Annotated in this window: 17 protein-coding genes; 10 read left to right on the plus strand and 7 right to left on the minus strand. The window is 64.5% G+C overall.

Annotation, left to right across the window (positions count from 1 at the left end; all coding sequences use genetic code 11):
* Positions 1 to 191: 191 nt before the first annotated feature.
* Positions 192 to 1,520 carry a lipase family protein gene (locus ACQP1G_RS38870; RefSeq protein ID WP_433194664.1) on the plus strand — a complete coding sequence of 443 codons (1,329 nt, stop codon included), beginning with the start codon at positions 192 to 194 and terminating at the stop codon, positions 1,518 to 1,520.
* Here ACQP1G_RS38870 and ACQP1G_RS38875 read toward each other — a convergent pair.
* Together ACQP1G_RS38875 and ACQP1G_RS38880 are read right to left on the minus strand one after the other, a co-directional pair.
* The gene (locus tag ACQP1G_RS38875) at positions 1,474 to 2,517 is read right to left on the minus strand and encodes a GlxA family transcriptional regulator (protein WP_433194665.1); all 1,044 of its coding nucleotides are present in this window, start codon (positions 2,515 to 2,517) and stop codon (positions 1,474 to 1,476) included. The genes ACQP1G_RS38870 and ACQP1G_RS38875 overlap by 47 nt on opposite strands.
* A 53-nt stretch (positions 2,518 to 2,570) precedes the next feature.
* The gene (locus ACQP1G_RS38880; RefSeq protein ID WP_433194666.1) at positions 2,571 to 3,449 is read right to left on the minus strand and encodes an alpha/beta fold hydrolase; all 879 of its coding nucleotides are present in this window, start codon (positions 3,447 to 3,449) and stop codon (positions 2,571 to 2,573) included.
* A gap of 659 nt (positions 3,450 to 4,108) precedes the next feature.
* On the opposite strand from ACQP1G_RS38880, the gene ACQP1G_RS38885 reads away from it, so the two are divergent.
* Positions 4,109 to 4,612, plus strand: coding sequence for a hypothetical protein (locus ACQP1G_RS38885; protein WP_433194667.1), 504 nt, complete (start codon positions 4,109 to 4,111; stop codon positions 4,610 to 4,612).
* A 376-nt stretch (positions 4,613 to 4,988) separates the two neighbouring features.
* Here the strand turns inward: ACQP1G_RS38885 and ACQP1G_RS38890 are convergent, their stop codons facing one another.
* Together ACQP1G_RS38890 and ACQP1G_RS38895 are read right to left on the minus strand one after the other, a co-directional pair.
* Positions 4,989 to 6,275 (minus strand): hypothetical protein, encoded by a 1,287-nt coding sequence (locus ACQP1G_RS38890; RefSeq protein WP_433194668.1) that lies wholly within the window; start codon positions 6,273 to 6,275, stop codon positions 4,989 to 4,991.
* Positions 6,275 to 6,496, minus strand: coding sequence for a hypothetical protein (locus ACQP1G_RS38895; protein WP_433194669.1), 222 nt, complete (start codon positions 6,494 to 6,496; stop codon positions 6,275 to 6,277). The genes ACQP1G_RS38890 and ACQP1G_RS38895 overlap by 1 nt, the downstream gene beginning before the upstream one ends.
* Positions 6,497 to 6,742: 246 nt before the next feature.
* On the opposite strand from ACQP1G_RS38895, the gene ACQP1G_RS38900 reads away from it, so the two are divergent.
* The 4 genes from ACQP1G_RS38900 to ACQP1G_RS38915 are packed head-to-tail and all read left to right on the plus strand — an operon-like array spanning position 6,743 to position 10,905.
* A complete protein-coding gene (locus tag ACQP1G_RS38900; RefSeq protein WP_433194670.1) occupies positions 6,743 to 8,092 on the plus strand; it encodes an ABC transporter substrate-binding protein in 1,350 nt (449 codons plus the stop codon).
* Between the two features lie 2 nt (positions 8,093 to 8,094).
* A complete protein-coding gene (locus tag ACQP1G_RS38905; RefSeq protein WP_433194671.1) occupies positions 8,095 to 8,940 on the plus strand; it encodes a carbohydrate ABC transporter permease in 846 nt (281 codons plus the stop codon).
* On the plus strand, positions 8,937 to 9,803 hold the full coding sequence (locus ACQP1G_RS38910) for a carbohydrate ABC transporter permease (protein ID WP_433194672.1): 867 nt from the start codon (positions 8,937 to 8,939) through the stop codon (positions 9,801 to 9,803). The genes ACQP1G_RS38905 and ACQP1G_RS38910 overlap by 4 nt, the downstream gene beginning before the upstream one ends.
* 13 nt (positions 9,804 to 9,816) lie before the next feature.
* Positions 9,817 to 10,905: an ABC transporter ATP-binding protein gene (locus tag ACQP1G_RS38915; RefSeq protein WP_433194673.1), complete on the plus strand. Its 1,089-nt coding sequence runs from the start codon at positions 9,817 to 9,819 to the stop codon at positions 10,903 to 10,905.
* Between the two features lie 255 nt (positions 10,906 to 11,160).
* Here the strand turns inward: ACQP1G_RS38915 and ACQP1G_RS38920 are convergent, their stop codons facing one another.
* The gene (locus ACQP1G_RS38920) at positions 11,161 to 11,790 is read right to left on the minus strand and encodes a hypothetical protein (RefSeq protein WP_433194674.1); all 630 of its coding nucleotides are present in this window, start codon (positions 11,788 to 11,790) and stop codon (positions 11,161 to 11,163) included.
* A 716-nt stretch (positions 11,791 to 12,506) separates the two neighbouring features.
* On the opposite strand from ACQP1G_RS38920, the gene ACQP1G_RS38925 reads away from it, so the two are divergent.
* Positions 12,507 to 13,346, plus strand: a complete 840-nt coding sequence (locus ACQP1G_RS38925) for a DUF1460 domain-containing protein (RefSeq protein WP_433194675.1) — start codon at positions 12,507 to 12,509, stop codon at positions 13,344 to 13,346.
* 24 nt (positions 13,347 to 13,370) lie between these two features.
* Here ACQP1G_RS38925 and ACQP1G_RS38930 read toward each other — a convergent pair whose 3' ends face one another.
* A complete protein-coding gene (locus tag ACQP1G_RS38930) occupies positions 13,371 to 13,811 on the minus strand; it encodes a pyridoxamine 5'-phosphate oxidase family protein (RefSeq protein WP_433194676.1) in 441 nt (146 codons plus the stop codon).
* Between the two features lie 336 nt (positions 13,812 to 14,147).
* Between ACQP1G_RS38930 and ACQP1G_RS38935 the strand changes: the two genes are divergently transcribed.
* The 3 genes from ACQP1G_RS38935 to ACQP1G_RS38945 all read left to right on the plus strand — a co-directional run bounded on the left by ACQP1G_RS38935 (position 14,148) and on the right by ACQP1G_RS38945 (position 16,324).
* Complete coding sequence (locus tag ACQP1G_RS38935; RefSeq protein ID WP_433194677.1) at positions 14,148 to 14,795, plus strand: response regulator; 648 nt, start codon at positions 14,148 to 14,150, stop codon at positions 14,793 to 14,795.
* Positions 14,792 to 14,917 (plus strand): hypothetical protein, encoded by a 126-nt coding sequence (locus ACQP1G_RS38940; protein ID WP_433194678.1) that lies wholly within the window; start codon positions 14,792 to 14,794, stop codon positions 14,915 to 14,917. Before ACQP1G_RS38935 ends, ACQP1G_RS38940 begins: the two co-directional genes overlap by 4 nt.
* A gap of 81 nt (positions 14,918 to 14,998) precedes the next feature.
* Positions 14,999 to 16,324 carry a DUF5933 domain-containing protein gene (locus ACQP1G_RS38945; RefSeq protein ID WP_433194679.1) on the plus strand — a complete coding sequence of 442 codons (1,326 nt, stop codon included), beginning with the start codon at positions 14,999 to 15,001 and terminating at the stop codon, positions 16,322 to 16,324.
* On the opposite strand, the gene ACQP1G_RS38950 is transcribed toward ACQP1G_RS38945, so the two are convergent.
* Entirely contained in the window at positions 16,321 to 16,848 is a 528-nt protein-coding gene (locus tag ACQP1G_RS38950) for a hypothetical protein (RefSeq protein WP_433194680.1), read from the minus strand. The genes ACQP1G_RS38945 and ACQP1G_RS38950 overlap by 4 nt on opposite strands.
* Between the last annotated feature and the right edge of the window lie 35 nt (positions 16,849 to 16,883).

The raw sequence follows: 16,883 nt of genomic DNA on the forward strand, positions 1-16,883 counted from the left end.
CCTAGCGCCAATACGCTCCTGTCCGGTGGTGCGACCGCGACCCGACCGCGGGTTCTGTACATGTGCACAAACTCCGAGGTCCAGGCTCTGCATCCTGCCAATGGTCACGCGCCGCCGATTGGGGTGAGCTGAATCGAGCAAAGCGCAACCGCATGATCGACTGGCGGATCAACGGAGATTCGGAGGATGTGATGAGGCGATCTCAGCGCCGACTGGTGGTGCTGGCGGTGACGGCATGGATGGTATCGAGCACCGGCGTCGCGGCCGCCGATCCGGCATTCCCACCGAACTTCCCGCCGGATCAGAATCAGCTGCCACAGCTGCCGACCGAGCCGCAGATCTACGACCTGTTGCCGATCCCGACACCGGATCAAGACCCGTGGTACGACGATCCCGCGGATCTCGCGTCCTATCGGCCCGGACAGATCGTGCGCAGCCGGGAGGTGCAGACGCGCGTGCTCGGCATCCCCTTCCCGGTGTACACCGAGCAGTTGCTGTTCCGATCGAACGATGTGCACGACAACCCGATCGTCACCGCGACAACCGTTGTCGTACCGGGTATTCCGTGGCAGGGCAGCCCGCGGCCGGTGCTGTCCTTCCAGGAGGCGATCGACTCCACCGATTCGGCGTGCAATCCCTCGCACACCTTGCAGACCGGCACCATGAAGGAGTCGGCGCTGGTGATCTATTGGCTGGCACAGGGTTTCGCGATCAACGTGCCGGACTTCGATGGAAAGTTCAATACCTTCAACACCTACGCCGAGGGCAAAATGGTCCTCGACAGCCTCCGCGCATTGAAGAACGATCCCGCCTTGGGACTCACCGATTCCGGTATCGCGCTGTACGGATATTCCGGCGGCGGTTCGGGTTCCATTCGTGCGGCCGAACTGCGCGCCTCGTATGCGCCCGATGTGCGGCTGCTCGGCACTACGATCGGCGGCACACCAGGTGACTTGGCGGCGGAGGCCGGGTATGCGATCGAGCCGCAGCCAGGGCTGACCGGAACCAGCAACTTCACCATGTGGCTCGGCTTCGCGAGCCTGGCCCGCGAATATCCGGATATCTTCGATCCCGCCGATCTGCTGACTGCCGAGGGGCAGCAAATCGTCGAGGATATCCGAAGTCGTTGCTACGCAACCATTGCGCTCACCGGCGTGTACCGACCCATCAGCGCCTACTTCCAGCCGGGCAAATCACTCGCGTCCGCCCCGGGCGTACTACAGGTCCTGCGGGACAACAGTCTGGGCAAATACATTCCTGATACGCCGATCCTGTGGTGGCACGGCCTGTGGGATGAACTCATCCCACCCTCGGTGGTGTTGCCGACAGTCCAAACCTATTGGGAGCGCGGCGCGGACCTGCGCTTCTACACCGTTCCCGTCCCCGAACACATCGTCAACGCCGTCACCGGCTGGCCGCCCGCGGTCGCCTGGACCAGTGCCGTCCTGCGCGGCCTGGCACCGGGACCGAAGTTCAAGGCCGATTTCCAGCCGCTGACGCCGGGCTTTCCCGGGAGCTGAAATCGTCTGTGTCCGTGACCGAATGGACGATCGCGAAATGCTGTCGATAGCGATCCGGTGTGGTGGCCAGCTGCCGGGAGAAGACCCGGTGCAGTGTTTCACCGTGTTTGTAGCCGACCGCTTTGGCAATGGCCGCCACGGTCAGGTCGGTCGTCTCGAGTAGGCCGCGGGCCGCCTCCACGCGCAGGTTCTCCACGAAAGCGGCTGGGGTGCTCCCGGTTTCGGCGCGGAACGCGCGCGCGAAGGCGCGCTCGCTCAGCCCCGCCCGCGATGCCAGCGCGGCCACGCTCAGGTCTTCGTCCAAATGGTCGGGCAACCACTGCTGGACAGCCCGGATCGCTGGGGTGCGAGCCGGTTGCGCACGCAGCTGCGCGCTGAATTGCGCTTGGCCACCTGGCCTTCGGGTGAATACGACGAACCACCGAGCGATCAACTGCGCCACTTCGGTGCCGTGATCCGCCTCGACCAGGGCCAGTGCGAGATCGATACTGGCGGTGACCCCCGCCGAAGTCCACCGGTTGCCGTCGTTGACGTAGATGCGGTCCGGCTCGACGATCACCCGGGGGTAACGCTCGGCCATCATGGCGCACGCACCCCAATGCGTTGTCGCGTGATAACCGTCGAGCAGCCCGCCCGCGGCCAGTAGCAGCGAACCGGCGCACACCGCTGCCACCCGTCGCGACCGCCGGGCGATGGCCGGAAGGTCGCGCACCACCTCGGCCGATACCGCTGGGGAGAAGGCGCCGTTGCCCCCGATGACGATCATCGTGTCGATCTCGTCGTCAGCGGCAGCGAGCTCCGGCAGGGCATATTCGACATTCATCGTCATACCGCCCTCCACCGAGATGGCGCCAGCCCGCGGCGACGCCGTCACCAGGCGGTAGACCGGCGATCCGATGACGGCGTTCGCGGCGCCGAAAATGTCCATGGGACCGGCCAATTCGATCAGCTGGATCCCGTCGTAGACCACGAGGACAACGGTGCGGGGCGGCGACACATCCCTATCATCACCGCACCTACCCATGGCTGTCACGGCAATGTGCCAGCCGATCACCCCGCGTGCCGGGCCGGCTCGAGTTGACCGGCGCCGTGCCGCCGCAGGAACGGAATGATCAGTTCAGCGACTCGATCGCCGAACTGGGCGTGCGGGTAATGCCCGCCGTTGTCGACGACGGCGACCTTCCCGATACCCATGGGCATCGCGGATACGATCGCCATCCCTTCGGCCTTCGGGTCCGGATAGTCCGGATCCGCGGCACCCATGATCACCAGCGCGGGACGGTGGACGCCGGGCAGCGCCGCCTCGGCGTCGGCCGGAGTGGTCTTACCGGTCTTCATGAATTCGGCCCACCGGCCGGGTGCGCGCAGAGTCCGCATCAGGTCGTCGAGGTAATCGGTGTAATCGGCGGGCTTGGTCGGATAGGCGAAATCGAGGTATCTGCGCCACAATCTCGGCGACCCGAGCAGCAGCGTGCCCATCAACCGCATCAGCCCATGCCGGTACCGCGGGACTGTGAACAGGGCACGCATATCGAGGCGCTGGGTTTTGGTGAACGGATTGATCTCGACGATGGCGGCGACCAGTTCCGGCGCCTCGGCCGCGGCGATGGTCGCCGCACCGCCGGAGAGGGAGTGCCCGACGATCACGGCGGGACCGCCGAAGTACCGGATCACACTGAGCAGGTCACCGGCGACATCGGTCCGGCTGATGGCCGCTTTCCGGGTCACCGAGGGCCAGCCGAGGCTGGATTCGCCGTGTCCGCGCAGGTCCGTGTTCACCACCCGGTAGCCCGCCTCGACCAGCAGCGGAACGAGATGGCGATAGTCCCGCCGCGAAGTGCCGATGCCGTGTGAGAGCACCACCAGTGGCCCGTCACCGACAACATCACAGGCCAGGCGCCCCTCCTCGAACGTCACGAACTCCGTCATTTGCTTACCTTCCAGGCGATTTCGATCCGTCGCGATGTGCGCGACATGGTCGAATTGAACGCCGGAAAACGGCGGCTGTCGGTAGCCCCGGCGGGATCGGTCAGAGACACACCGGATTTCGTCAGTCACTGACCGGATCGGCACATACCGACGAGACGCTGTGGTGCGCGCATACCGGGCTGACCAGCAACGGAAGCTACCGCGCAGCTAAAACAGCATGAACATGCCGTGACGTACGTCACATTTTGCTGCTGCTTCCGGCAGCACCACAGGTCGAGTCGATACCGATTCATTCCGGCCACAATGCGTGGGTCGTGGGCGATGAACCCGGCGTCAGCTCGACCAGTAGGCCGTCGCCGACTACGCCAACATCCAGCACTTCGAAGTCGACATCCACAACCGCTACTACGTCACGAGGTTATGGATGGGGTTTAGTTCCTGACCATTGACCGTCTCCGATTGGATGCCCGGCGCTCGGGGCGGTGCGCTGGAAGTCTCGAGGAACCCCAGCATTTCGGCCAGCTCCAGCGCGTCGGGGCCATCGAGATGGGATGGACCATCAGACACGTCGACGGTTCACGTTCCGGTGCTTCCCATGATGGGCAAGCGGCTCGCGCTGGTCGGTCCACCCCTCGGTTAGCATCGCCGGGTCAGTTGGCATGCGACCGACGCTGCCAATCCTCTTTGCAGAGAAGGATATTCAGCAAGTGCGTGTAACACAGATGGTGCAGGCGGCGCTCGTAGCGGGCACGGTACTCGGCGGCTCTCTCGCCGCGGCGGGCCCTGCCGCGGCGTCGCCGGATAGCGCCGCGGCGTCGCCGGAGAGCGTCTGCGGCAGCGGCTACCAGGAGATTGACAGTCACGACCTTCCCGGCCTCGCGACCGTTTACCTGCTCTACAACGGCAGTACCAACTGCGTTGTCACGAAGAAAACGGCGTACGAGGGGAAGCCCACTTTCATTAGTGCTGGCGTCGACACATCCCCTCCCACGTGGGAAGTCGGGAAGACCGTCGATCAGGGCGAGTTCAAGTACTACGCTGGCCCCAAGTACGTCCACGCCCCCGGGAAATGCGTCTCGTGGGCAGGGAGCGCCGCGCCTCTGGGCCAACAAAACCCAGATCTCGACCACATTTTTTTCTCCCAGCCGTCCCACTGCGACTGACCTGATATCCGGTACCGCGCTGTACCTGGTGCGTGTGCTCGACACGTGCGTGGACGGCGAAGGCGTTGCGGATGGGCGCAAGGGTAGAACGAGGCGCCGGGGGTGCCGATCCCGGTATGGGTGGAACTCGTGCCGGGGTCGCATCTCGAACGACTCCCGCCGCGGAGCCGATCCGTGGCGTGACCGGGGTCCACGGTGCCTTCGACACAGACCTGTCACCGCCGCCGCCAACGGGGCCTCGCGCGCTTGACTCCGATCGGGTATCGAGACCCCGAATCAGACCCCACTCGCCACCTGAAACCACCATTATTCAGACACCGCGAGATTTTCTGGTCAGTGACCGGCTATGCACAACCCATGACGAGCTGAACGGCGGTCAGTCCCAGCTCTGCGCGGTGTCGTACCGACGGCGCATCTGACGTCGCCGATAGAACACCTCGTCGACCGATAGCGTCGTCGTGGCGACCGGCGCCAGATGGATGTTCAGTCCGAGCTCGCTGATGCGGTGTTCCAGATCGATGCGGCGTTCCGGGGGCAGTGCGGACCACATCGTTTCGAATCGCGCACGGACGTTGACATCGGTGGACGCGATCAGGCGCAGCAGCACCAACCAGACATGGGCGTCGGTGGCGATACCGGGCAATGCGGCGACCATCGCATCGCTCAGCTGGGCGAGCAGGGCCACCGCGCGGTGCTGGATTCCGGCGTCCGCATATTCGATCAGGTTGAACAGTCCACGCCACAGCTCGGATTCGATGCGCCCCTCGAGACCGCCGATGAGTCCGCCCAGCGCCGCGTCGTTCGCCATGATCGGATTCGCGGCCAGAGTACCCAGGGCCCAGGGGCTCAGGTGCCCGATGAACGTCAACAACTCCGGTGCCGCGCCAGCCCTCAGATAGTTCGCGATCAGATTGCCGATCAATTCGACCGATCCAACGCCGAACAGCACGTCGCCGATCGCGGCGGTCAAATCCGGATCGCAGCGCGCGAACGCCGCCAGCGCGGCCAATTGCAGGCCGGTCGACCCGGTGAGTACGGCATGCAGCATTCGCGGCACCCGCTGTCGCGGCCCGGCCAGCAGCTGGCGCAGGATGGCGCTCACGCCACCGACGGAATAGGCGTAGGCGGCGGAGAAGATCAAGCCCTCGTCATCGAGTACGCCCTGTTCGATGGCCTTGACCAATTCCGGTGTGGCAAAGGCATCGAGGAATGGTCCCGCGGTGATGTAGTCCCTGCGGGCCAGCATTTCGTTGAGGATGCGCACGATGGGTTCCGGTGGCGCCACGTCGGCGAGTTGGCCGACGGTACGCGGATCCATATACGGGGCACAATCCGCCACATACCCGGGCGCGAGCATGGCAACCGTCTCGGCCGCCTTCTTCGGGTGGTCGACACCGACCGCGCCCGCGGCCCGGCCCGTCATCATCGGTGGCACGAGGCGCTGCACCAGCGGCATCGAGATGCGCAGCGGAATGATCGGCACCAGTTTGCTGATCCGCTCGAAGGTCTCGTTGTGCTGATCGAAGATCAGGCCGGCCAGCCGTTCCTGGAGTTGGTGCAGATTCTCGCTGCCCAACCGCTCCAGATGCGCCAGTCGCTCCACCGGGGCGTGCAACGTCCGTGACAGCAGGACGATCTGGGCACCGGTTACCAGGTCACTCATCAGCCGAGCCGACTCCCGAACATGATCCTTTTCGTCACCGCGCGAAACGGCCGCGGCAGGGCGCCGACCATCTCATCGATGGCCTCGATCAGTGCGGCCGTCTCCAGCTGCTTGGCCGCGCGGAACATCACCAGCAGATCGGCGGCCTCTTGTTCGGTGAGGAACCCGGCTGCCGCCAACGGCCCGCGTAGTTCATGTTCGAGGTCGGACCTGGCGGTCATACGGCTACTCGTTTCTTCCTGTGTCACAGCGTTGATCACTCGTGAAAGCTCCGAGCATAGGTGCGCCGACGACCCGATGTGGCCGCGCGTAAAGAATTCGTTATCCAAAGAATTTCATAATTCTTTGAGAGGTTCGACTTCCTTTTTATTTGCGCCGCAACACAACTCGATTTTTGTTCTCAGTGGTGGGAAGTTGCGGACTCGGCCCGTCGCGGACATCTGTTTGTATCGAGGCATGATGGATTGGTGTCGGCTCACCTGGCTCCGTTTCTGCACCGCGAGCCACACATGCCGACATCCGGCCTGACGCGTCGATCATTCCTCGGCGCGGCCGGCCTCGGTGCGGTCGCGCTCACCGCCGCATGCACCGGCTTCGCCACCACCGGAGGCGGCGGCATGCTCTTCCTGTCCACCCAATTCCGGCCCGCCGACGAGGCCGAACGTTTCCGCAGCCTGCTCGGCAAGACCGCGCCCGGCGTCAGCTACGTGACCATCGAGGAAAGCCCGTTCGCCAGTCAGGTGCGCAGTCAGGTCGGCGCGGGTTCCACGCAGGTCGGTCTGCTCGGCGGTCTGCACGGCGATATCGCGCCGCTGGCCGATGGCTATCTCCAGGACCTCACCGGATTGCTCGCCGACCTCGGCGACCGCGGCTGGCCCGCCGCTTACCTCCAACTCGCGAAGGCCGGCACCGACCGGACGTGGTACATCCCGTGGGCCACAGCCAGTTACGTCCTCGCCGCGCACGCCGACGCACTCGAACATCTGCCCTCGGGTGTGGATGCCGCGGCGCTGACCTACGACCAGTTCCTCGATTGGGCCATCGCCGCACGCCGCGCCAATGGCAACCGGCCGATGCTCGGCCTGCCCGCCGGACCTAAGGGTCTGCTGCATCGCTTCACTCAGGGTTACCTGCTGCCGTCGTTCACCGGCGGTCAGATCACCACCTTTCGTTCGGATGAGGCCGTGACGGCATGGCGGTACTTCCGCGAACTGTGGGCCAATTGCGCGCAATCGAGTACGAACTACGACTTCATGCAGGAGCCGCTGGCCAGCGGCGAGGTGCGCATGGCATGGGATCACGTGGTACGCCTCGTGCACGCGCCCGAGCGCGACCCTCAGGACTGGCATATGCTGCCCGCGCCGCGCGGTAAGCACGGCCTCGGCTATATGGCCGTGGTCGCCGGACTGGCAATTCCCAAGGGCGGCACCGATGCCGAACTCGCTCAGCGCACGATCAGCGCGCTCACCAAGCCGGAAGCACAGATCGAGCTATTGCGGTCCAATGGCTTCTTTCCGTCCGTCGATACCGTCATCCCGGACGATCTGCCGCCGGCGGTCGAACTCGAGGCCGATGCCGTGCACCGGCAGCAGCAGGCGCAGGGCGCGATCCTGTCGCTGCCGCCGGTGGGGCTCGGCCAGCGCGAGGGTGAGGTGAGCAAGGTGTTCAAGGACAGCTTCCGCTCGATCGTATTGGACGGAGCCGACATTCGAGCCACGCTCGACCAACAGGCGCGAGTGCTACAGGGCATCCTCGACGAGCTGAAGGTACCGTGCTGGGCGCCCGATCCTGCCGCCGACAACTGCGGGGTGGGGTAGGTATGCGCTCCCGACTCGGCTCCCCGTGGATCCTGCTGCTCCCTTCGATCGTGCTGCTGACCGCGCTCTTCGGCTGGCCGTTGGTACGGGCCGTCGTCGACGCCTTCAGCGATGATCACGGGTTCACCTTCGAGCACTGGCAGCGCTTGTTCGACGATCCGTATTTCCTGACGGCACTGCGCAATACGCTGCTGCTGATCGTCATCGTGGTGCCGATCCAGCTGGTGCTCGCGGTCGGTATGGCACTGCTGATGCAGGCGCGGCCACGTTTCGCGGGCGGCCACTTCTACCTGTGGTGTGTGCCGCTGGCGATCTCCGAACTCGCCGCCGGTCTGGTGTGGCTGTCGATCTTCGGCAATCGCGGCTATCTGAACTCACTGCTGGTCTGGCTCGGCCTATCGCAGGACGGCGTGCCATGGCTCAACTATCAGCACACCGGCACGATGCTGCTCGCGGTGGTGATCGCCGAGATCTGGCGCGCGACCTCGCTGGTATTCGTCATCGTGGTGGCGGGAGTGCACATGATTCCGCGCGACTACGACGAGGCCGCGCAGGTATTCGGCGCCAATTTCTGGCAGCGGCTGCGGCATGTGACGCTGCCGCAGCTCGGGCCGAGTCTGCAAGTGGCGCTGATCCTGCGCACGATCCTGGCGCTACAGGCCTTCGCCGTGGCGCAGGCGCTCACCGGACGCGACTTTCCGCTGCTGGTCGGTGAGACCTACGAGTGGTACTCGAATCTGCGCAACCCCGCCGTCGCGAGCGCCGTTTCCCTTGTCGTGCTGGCGATCTCGCTCGGTACCGCGGTGTTCTATCTGCGGACGGTGCGGGCACCGGAGGGATCACGATGACCGAGCCGACGGTCGCACCGTCCGCGTTGCCGCCGATCGACCGCGCACCCCTGCGCAGGCAGCGGTGGCGCGCCATCGGCGTGCAGGTGGCGTGCATCGCCGTGACGCTGTTCATGGCACTGCCGATCGTCCTCATCGGACTTGCCGCGGTGTCCTCGCGCGATGCGCTGAACGAGTTCCCGAAGCCATTGCTGCCCAGCGAATTCTCCACCGAGACACTGCATTCGTTCTTCCGGGCCACCGGGACCGTACCAGCACTGGGCAACTCGCTGCTCGTCGGTCTCTACACCGTGTTCTGGTCCCTGGTCATCGGTGCACCCGCCGGATATGCGCTGGCCCGCAACGCCTTCCGCGGTAAGGACACCTACCAGGTGTTCATCCTGTTCGTGCGCGCCCTGCCGATCGTGGTGCTGTCGGTGCCGCTGGCCACGATGTTCCTGCGATTCGATGTCTACGACACCGTCTTCGCGGTAACGCTGGTGCACACCACCCTCGCTCTGCCGACCACCGTGCTCATTACGGCGAGCATCTTCGTCGCAGTACCGGTCGACCTCGAGGAGGCCGCACGGGTATTCGGTTGCACGCGCTGGCAGGCGGCGCGCAAAGTCGTTGTGCCGCTCGCGCTTCCCGGACTCGCCGCGTCATCGATCTTCACCTTCGTGCTGTCGTGGAACGAGATCCTCGGTGCGACCATCGTGACGCTCGGACATCGTACGCTGCCCGCGCAGGTGCTCACCACGCTCGGCGAGGCGTCGACCCCGTACCGGTTCGCCGGCGGCTTCGCACTGATCATTCCGGCGCTGGCCTTCATCTTCGTGATGCGGCGCTACCTCGTGAATATGTGGGGGACCACGCTCAGATGACAGAGGTGTGCTCATGGCTGAAGTGATATTGCGGGATCTGGTGAAGACTTATCCCGGCGGCCCGACACGCGCCACCGACCAGGTCTCACTCGACGTGTCCGATGGCGAGTTCATGGTGCTGCTCGGGCCGTCCGGCTGCGGCAAGACGACCCTGCTGCGCATGATCGCCGGGTTGGAAATGCCGGATTCCGGACAGATCGTGATCGGTGGCAAGGACGTCACCTATCTGGAACCGCGGCGGCGCAACCTGTCGATGGTGTTCCAGTCCTATGCGGTATTTCCCAATAAGAAAGTCGCCGACAATATCGGCTTCGGCCTGCGCGTACACGGCGTGCCCGCCGATGAGATCCGCCGCAAGGTCGCGTGGGCGGCGGATCTGCTGCAGCTGACGCCCTACCTCGACCGGTATCCGGCGAAGTTGTCCGGCGGCCAGCGCCAGCGCGTCGCGGTGGCGCGGGCGATCGTGATGGACGCCGATGTGCTGCTCATGGATGAGCCACTGTCCAATCTGGATGCGCTGCTGCGGCTTTCGTTCCGCGCCGAGCTGAAGAAGCTGGTCGGCGAACTCGGTACCACCACGATCTATGTCACCCACGACCAAGTGGAGGCGCTGTCCCTCGGTGACCGTGTGGCAGTGATGCGCGACGCAGTGATCGTCCAATGTGGCCCGCCGACAGCGGTATACGACGGCCCCGCAACCGAATTCGTCGGGGGCTTCCTCGGCAGCCCGCCGATGAACTTCCTCACCGGAATCGTCGAGGCGGGCGCGGCCGGACCGCGCATCGATCTCGGTGGGCAGACGGTGCCGGTCCCGACGGCGCTCGCGTCGTTCAGCGGCAGAAAGCTCAACCTCGGCATCCGGCCGGAGGCCATCGTCGTGGGCGACGAACGCCCCGACTCGGTGCGCGCCGAACTCCAAGTGCTGGAGCCGCTCGGCTCATCGACCCTGCTGACCACCGAGGTCAGCGGACAGACGGTCAAGATTCAGGCGCAGCCGGGCTTCCGAGCCGACCAGGGCGAGGCGCTGAATCTGCAGATGCCACCGCAGGCCTGCCGCTGGTACGACCCGGAAACCGGATTATTGCTGGAGCATTCAGTGTAGATATCCGGTACTGACTTCGCCGGGACCGATCAATTCGACGGAGGGATATCGTGGAGTTTCTCCGAAGCTCTCCGCCGGTATCAGGGGGGTCGATGATCCATCGACACCGAGGGCACGTTCGGCCTGACGCAGGATGAGACAGCTCGGGGAGCAAATACTGTGAATTGCCATGGCACGTCGAGCCTGTCCCGTGGTCAATTCACCGGGATCGGTGAAACAGTCGCCGATATTCGAGATTATCGACCGCATTGTCCACTAACCAACTCTCACGGGAACTGCGACTTCATCCGCGAATCTACCGCGGCCGACGGTGAGCGTCACCAGACCGATATTGCCTATGGTAGTAATCAGCGGACCCGCAACCGTCGCGAATTGATATCCGCTGGCCGACAGCACTCCGAATACACCGAGGGCTCCGGCGAACGCATTCGCCGCGAACATTTGCCAGGTCTCTTCCTGCGGTTTCGACCATGCGTGTCGCAACGTGGGTATGGTCGCGATCAGATTGGCACAGATGGCCACCAGCGCACCGAATGTCTTATCCGAAATCTCCACTGTGACCAGCACACATGCGATAGAAGAGAGCAGACAGGCCCAATCGATGTCGTCCCCCGGTCGCAGACTTGCTCCACGCCGCAAACCGAGCGCGATAACTGCGGCGTTCATACTCGCCGAGGCGGCATTGATACCGGCGGCGAGATAGGCTCCTTCGAGATATGCAACTACCGCGAATACACTATTGGCGGTGCACCACGCCACCCATGACGCCATGCGCGGTCGCGTACCGCCGTCCAGCATTCCGATCAGATATGCGACGACACCATACAATGAGATGCCGACGCTCACATACGCCGCCGACGAACCCGGACTCCAAAACTCACTCACTGCACCCATTCCTCACATATTTTTCACGCAGACATGCGCAAGACAGCCAGAACCGGCGATTCGACCCGCATGCGAACACACCGAAGGGAACAACTCCGGTGCGACAGTGGAGACCGTAGTTGCGCTGGGTGAACACTTCGGGATGTTTTGTTCGTTCGCGATTGAAAATATCGTTACACGGGGGTTCCGGCGTCACAAATCCAGCGGGCCTGCCGTAACGAACATTTACGTCGGTAACTGATGCTTAACAGAACTCGTTATCGCGCTCACATCGGCGCGGAATTAATAGCTCGAGCACTCATCTGAGTGACGGCGCACACACCAGACCCGGCCGCGCACACACGAAGACCCCAGCCGTGGCTGGGGTCTCCCGTGGTCGCGCCGACCGTGGTGCGAGTCGAAATCTCTGCACCCCGGCCTCGATGAGTGAGCCTGCCACATCTGCCAGGAATCAGCGCGTCGAGCGCAGCCCCTACCGCCCGCGGCCACGCACTTGCATCTGTACGACCGTGGTCACGGCGCTTGTCCAGGTGCGACCGATCGACCGAGGCCGTTTTCGGATAACGAAATGGCAACATCGAGACGTGTCCGTGACCAAACTGTTCGACTCGGAATGGATGACTCGTGCCGGCAGCCACGGCGGGGATGATCAAGATGCCGTGGGATTTTCGAGTTCAGCGCCGGTTGCCTCCGATATCCGGACTACCGTGACAGCAGTGACAGTGACCGTTCACCCTGCTGGAGGCGTCTTGCGCACCATCGCTCGCGCGCTGCTCGTCGTGTCGGCGCTGGTCGGCATTGCCATGCCGACGCTGCCCGCGGCGGTCGGCACACCGAGCACAACCATCGATGACGTCACCGCGCGCAAAATCGATGAGTTGCTGGCATTGCGGGCCGCGACGCCGGGGGCAGGCAGTAAGGGCGAGTCGATCGATCTACTGTCGAGTCGGTTCCTCGGCACTCCGTACCGCGCGGATATGCTCGTCGGCTCGGCGAATCAGCCCGAACAGCTGGTCATCGATATGCGGCAGGTGGATTGCTTCACCTACCTGGATTATGTCGAAGCGCTCAGCCGGTCCACCGATCGCGACCAGTTCGTGGCGAACCTGATCGAGACCCGCTACACCGAAGGACGCGTCGAGTTCCGCCAGCGCAAGCACTTCTTCAGCGATTGGTCGCATACCGCGCGCGTCACGGCCACCGATATCACCGCGACGCTCAGCACCGCCGCGGTGACGGTCGGGAAGCACCTCAATGTGCGAGCCGATGGCGGAAACTACCTTCCCGGGCTGCCGGTCGTCGAGCGCGATATCACCTATATCCCCAGCTCAGCCGTCGACGACACCGTCATAGCTGGACTCCGCACCGGCGACTACATCGGTGCCTACACCGACCAACCCGGCCTTGATGTCACGCACGTCGGCATCTTCGTCATGACCCCGACCGGCCCGGTCTTCCGCAACGCTTCCTCACTCGCCGCCAACAACAAGGTCGTCGACTCCCCCTTCGCCGACTACGTGCACTCGACCCCCGGCATCATGGTGCTCCGCGCATGACCGCCGGGGCGTCAGCGGTGCTGCCTACCTTCTCTTTTCGATCAGTCTGATACCAGTGACAATGCTCGGTTCGATCTCGATCACAGTATCCGTGACGGAGTCGACCCACGGTCGCAGCAGCCGCTCGTACTCAGTGATCCGCTCGGGATCGGTGACGGTGCGGGCGAGTCCGGTGACCACCACCGACCAGCCGAGCCGCCGAACCGGATCGAACTCGTCGGCCTCGTATGCGACGACCACACTCGAGACCGGTCGCACGGCCGAGGTGAGCCGCGAGTCGAGTCTTGCTCGCACGATGATCCGGCCGTCCACCACCAGATGGTTGACGGGTCGAATGGCCGGTAAAGCCTGGCGACTGAATACGATCCGACCGATCGGTGCGCTCGCCAGCAGCCGCATCGCCTCCACCGTCCCCAACTCGACGGTGGACCGCGCCGGGTCACCGTTCGGAGCGGGCTCGATCATGGCTCCGAATCCCCCTCGACCGCAGCCAGTTCCGCAATCTCCACCGCACTCCCGCTTCCCGTCGCGTCGGATCAGCCTGTCCCCCATGGCATCACCGCGACGTACCGCTGCACAGGGGCGAAAGTCCCCGCCAGTCGGTGACCGAATGCCCTTATCTGCGCGCCGGGCGATGGATCACACTCCCGCGCCGATGGTGGCCCCGTCGTGCCGACCATTACACGGCTGTGCGCCGTCATGTTCGCGCGGGAGGTCAAGGGGTATTGGTCAGCGACCATCTCCTATATATCGGGGCTGGTTGCTCAGTAGGCTGAGGTGGTATCAGCAGGAGGTGTTCGGATGATCACTGTCTTCTTGGTCGACGACCACCACATCGTGCGACGAGGCGTGAAGGATTTGATCGACTCGGAGCCCGATCTGGATGTGGTCGGTGAGGCGGGCACGGTCGCGCAGGCGATGGCGCGGATTCCGGCGCTGCATCCAGAGGTCGTGGTGCTCGATGTGCGGCTCCCGGACGGTAATGGCATCGAATTGTGCCGTGAACTGTTGAACCAGCATCCGGAGTTGCGCTGTTTGATTCTCACCTCGTTCACCGACGAGGAGGCCATGCTCGACGCGATTCTGGCCGGGGCCAGCGGCTATGTGGTCAAGGACATCAGCACACTGGAGCTGGTCGAGGCCATTCGCGAGGTCGGCGCCGGCAAGTCGCTGCTCGACAATCGTGCGGCCGCCGCCCTCATGGCGAAACTGCGCGAGGAGGCCGGGACCGAGACCGGGCCACTGGCCACGCTCTCCGAACAGGAACGGACCCTGCTCGATCTGCTGGGTGAAGGGCTGACGAATCGGCAGATCGCGGGCCGGATGTTCCTGGCGGAGAAGACCGTGAAGAACTACGTCTCGCGATTGCTGACCAAGCTGGGGGTGGAGCGGCGCACGCAGGCCGCGGTGCTGGCTTCGAAACTCAATCCGCAAACGAAATCGGGATGAGCCCAGCGTATGGCGATCCGGCGCTGAGCGGCCGCGTGGCCCAGATCGTCGGCGTCCGCGGACGGCGGCACGGTGTTGGGCTGGTCGGCACCATTGCCCACAGTGAGTTCAGCTCCGGATAGACGCAGGTACTTCGACGGAAGCTCACAGGCTCCGTTAATCGTCCCGCACAGCGCTGTTCATATCGTGTTTACGATGTCGGAATGTTGATCTACGACGGGCAAAGAAGTTCGAGTCCACCTGGCGAGAGCGTGGGCAATGCGCGTCGGTTTCGATCCTGGGTGATCTGGGGCAGCATCGCGGGGGCGGTTCTGGTGCTCATCGCGGGTCAGCTCATGGCCGTGCACATCACTGCGCTCGGGCCACTGACCAGCCTTTCCTGGGACTATGTCGGGCGGCCCAAGTCAGCGACCACGCCGTGGGCCGGATTTCTGCTCGCGCTGATCGGGGTCCCGGGGCCGGTTCGGGCGCGCGCCTTGGCGGCTGCGGTCGGCATCGACGTGATCTTTGTGATCATTCGGGCGCTCGAGGGGCGCTCGTTCACCGTCGGCAACGGTCCGACCATTGTGTTGACCGCGCTGGCCCTGATCGTCGCGATGCGCTGGACGGGTGCGCGCCGCGAAACGGCGCTGCGGACCATCGCGCTGGGGGCGCTGCTGATCCTGGCGACGAAGGTCGGCGAGATCTGGTTGGACATCACGGCGTGGGCCCGTCCGATGGTGCTGGATCCGTATGCGGAACTGGCCGATCACGCGCTCGGGAATCCGTCCTGGCTGGTCGGGCAGGCGCTGGACGCGGCGGGGCCGGTGCCGTTGGGTGTGGTGCAGTGGGTGTATTTCGAGCTGCCGGTCGCGGCGATCGTGGTCGCCGCCTGGCAGCTGCGCAACGTGACGATCGGTGTGTGGCCGCGGCACTACCTGGTGCGAACGTTCCTCACCCTCGGGGTGATCGGTCCGCTGTTCTATGCGGTCTTCCCCGTGGTGGGACCGGTGCTGGCGTTCGGGCCGCAGGGACATGGATTCGAACTCGCCGATGTCTGGCCGAATATCGTTCCGGCACTGCCGTCCTCGATCGAATCGATGCCGTTCGACGGGATCACCCCGCGCAACTGCATGCCGTCACTGCATACCGCGTGGGCGCTGTCGCTGTTCATTCATTCCCGGCGCGGACCGCTGTGGTTGCGCTGGGGTGGCGCGTTCTGGCTGGTCTGCACTCTGATCGCGACACTCGGCCTCGGCGCGCACTACGGTGTCGATCTCATGGCGGGCGCGGCACTGTGCCTGACCGTCGAATCCGTCCTGCGCGATCCCGACCGGGGCTGGGACCGCGAGCGCACGTGGGTGGTGGCCTTCGGTATCGCGACATTCGCGGGCGTGCTCCTGTGCGTGCGCTACCTCGCACTGCCGATGGCGAACTACCCGTTCCCGTTCGGCATCGCGCTCCTCGGTGTCTTCGCCGCGCTGGCGTACACCTTCTACCGAACCTGGTTCGCCGAAGCGGACGTCCGTGAAAAGGTACTGAGCCGCTAGCTCTTCCGCAGCGTGCCGGTAATGGCACCGCCCTGACCCGCGTGGTAGGTGACGGTGCCATCCGGTCGCAGCTCGACCGTCGACAGGCCTGCTTCACACCCGATACCGCCGGTGAGTCGCGCGGCGAAGACGAGTTCGGTCTCGGTGCCGCTGATCATCCGTCCGATCCGATCGCAGCGGCTACCGGAGTTCTGATCGATATCCGACGAGGTGGCGACCTCCTCGGCATTCTTACCGGACTTGATGGTCAGCACGATGTCATGTGCCGCGCGACCGTCGGTGACGACGCCCTTCCATTCGCCCAGAAACACTTTCGGCACCCCCCACACCGCGGCCACCGGCGTCGTATCGTCCGGGCGGTCGACCGGAGCGGCGACACTACCGGTGGAGCCACCGTCATCGGAGGCGACCACGAACGCCACGATCACAACGAGCACGGCCACCACCGCAACGCCCCCGATCACCGCGAGGCGCAACAGCTTCGACCGCGCCGCATCACCCTTGCTCGACGAATCCTGGCCCACCGAACCAATTTTAGTTGCCCACTCGACACCGAACC

The sequence above is a fragment of the Nocardia sp. CA-107356 genome (assembly GCF_050946365.1).
Taxonomy (GTDB): domain Bacteria; phylum Actinomycetota; class Actinomycetes; order Mycobacteriales; family Mycobacteriaceae; genus Nocardia.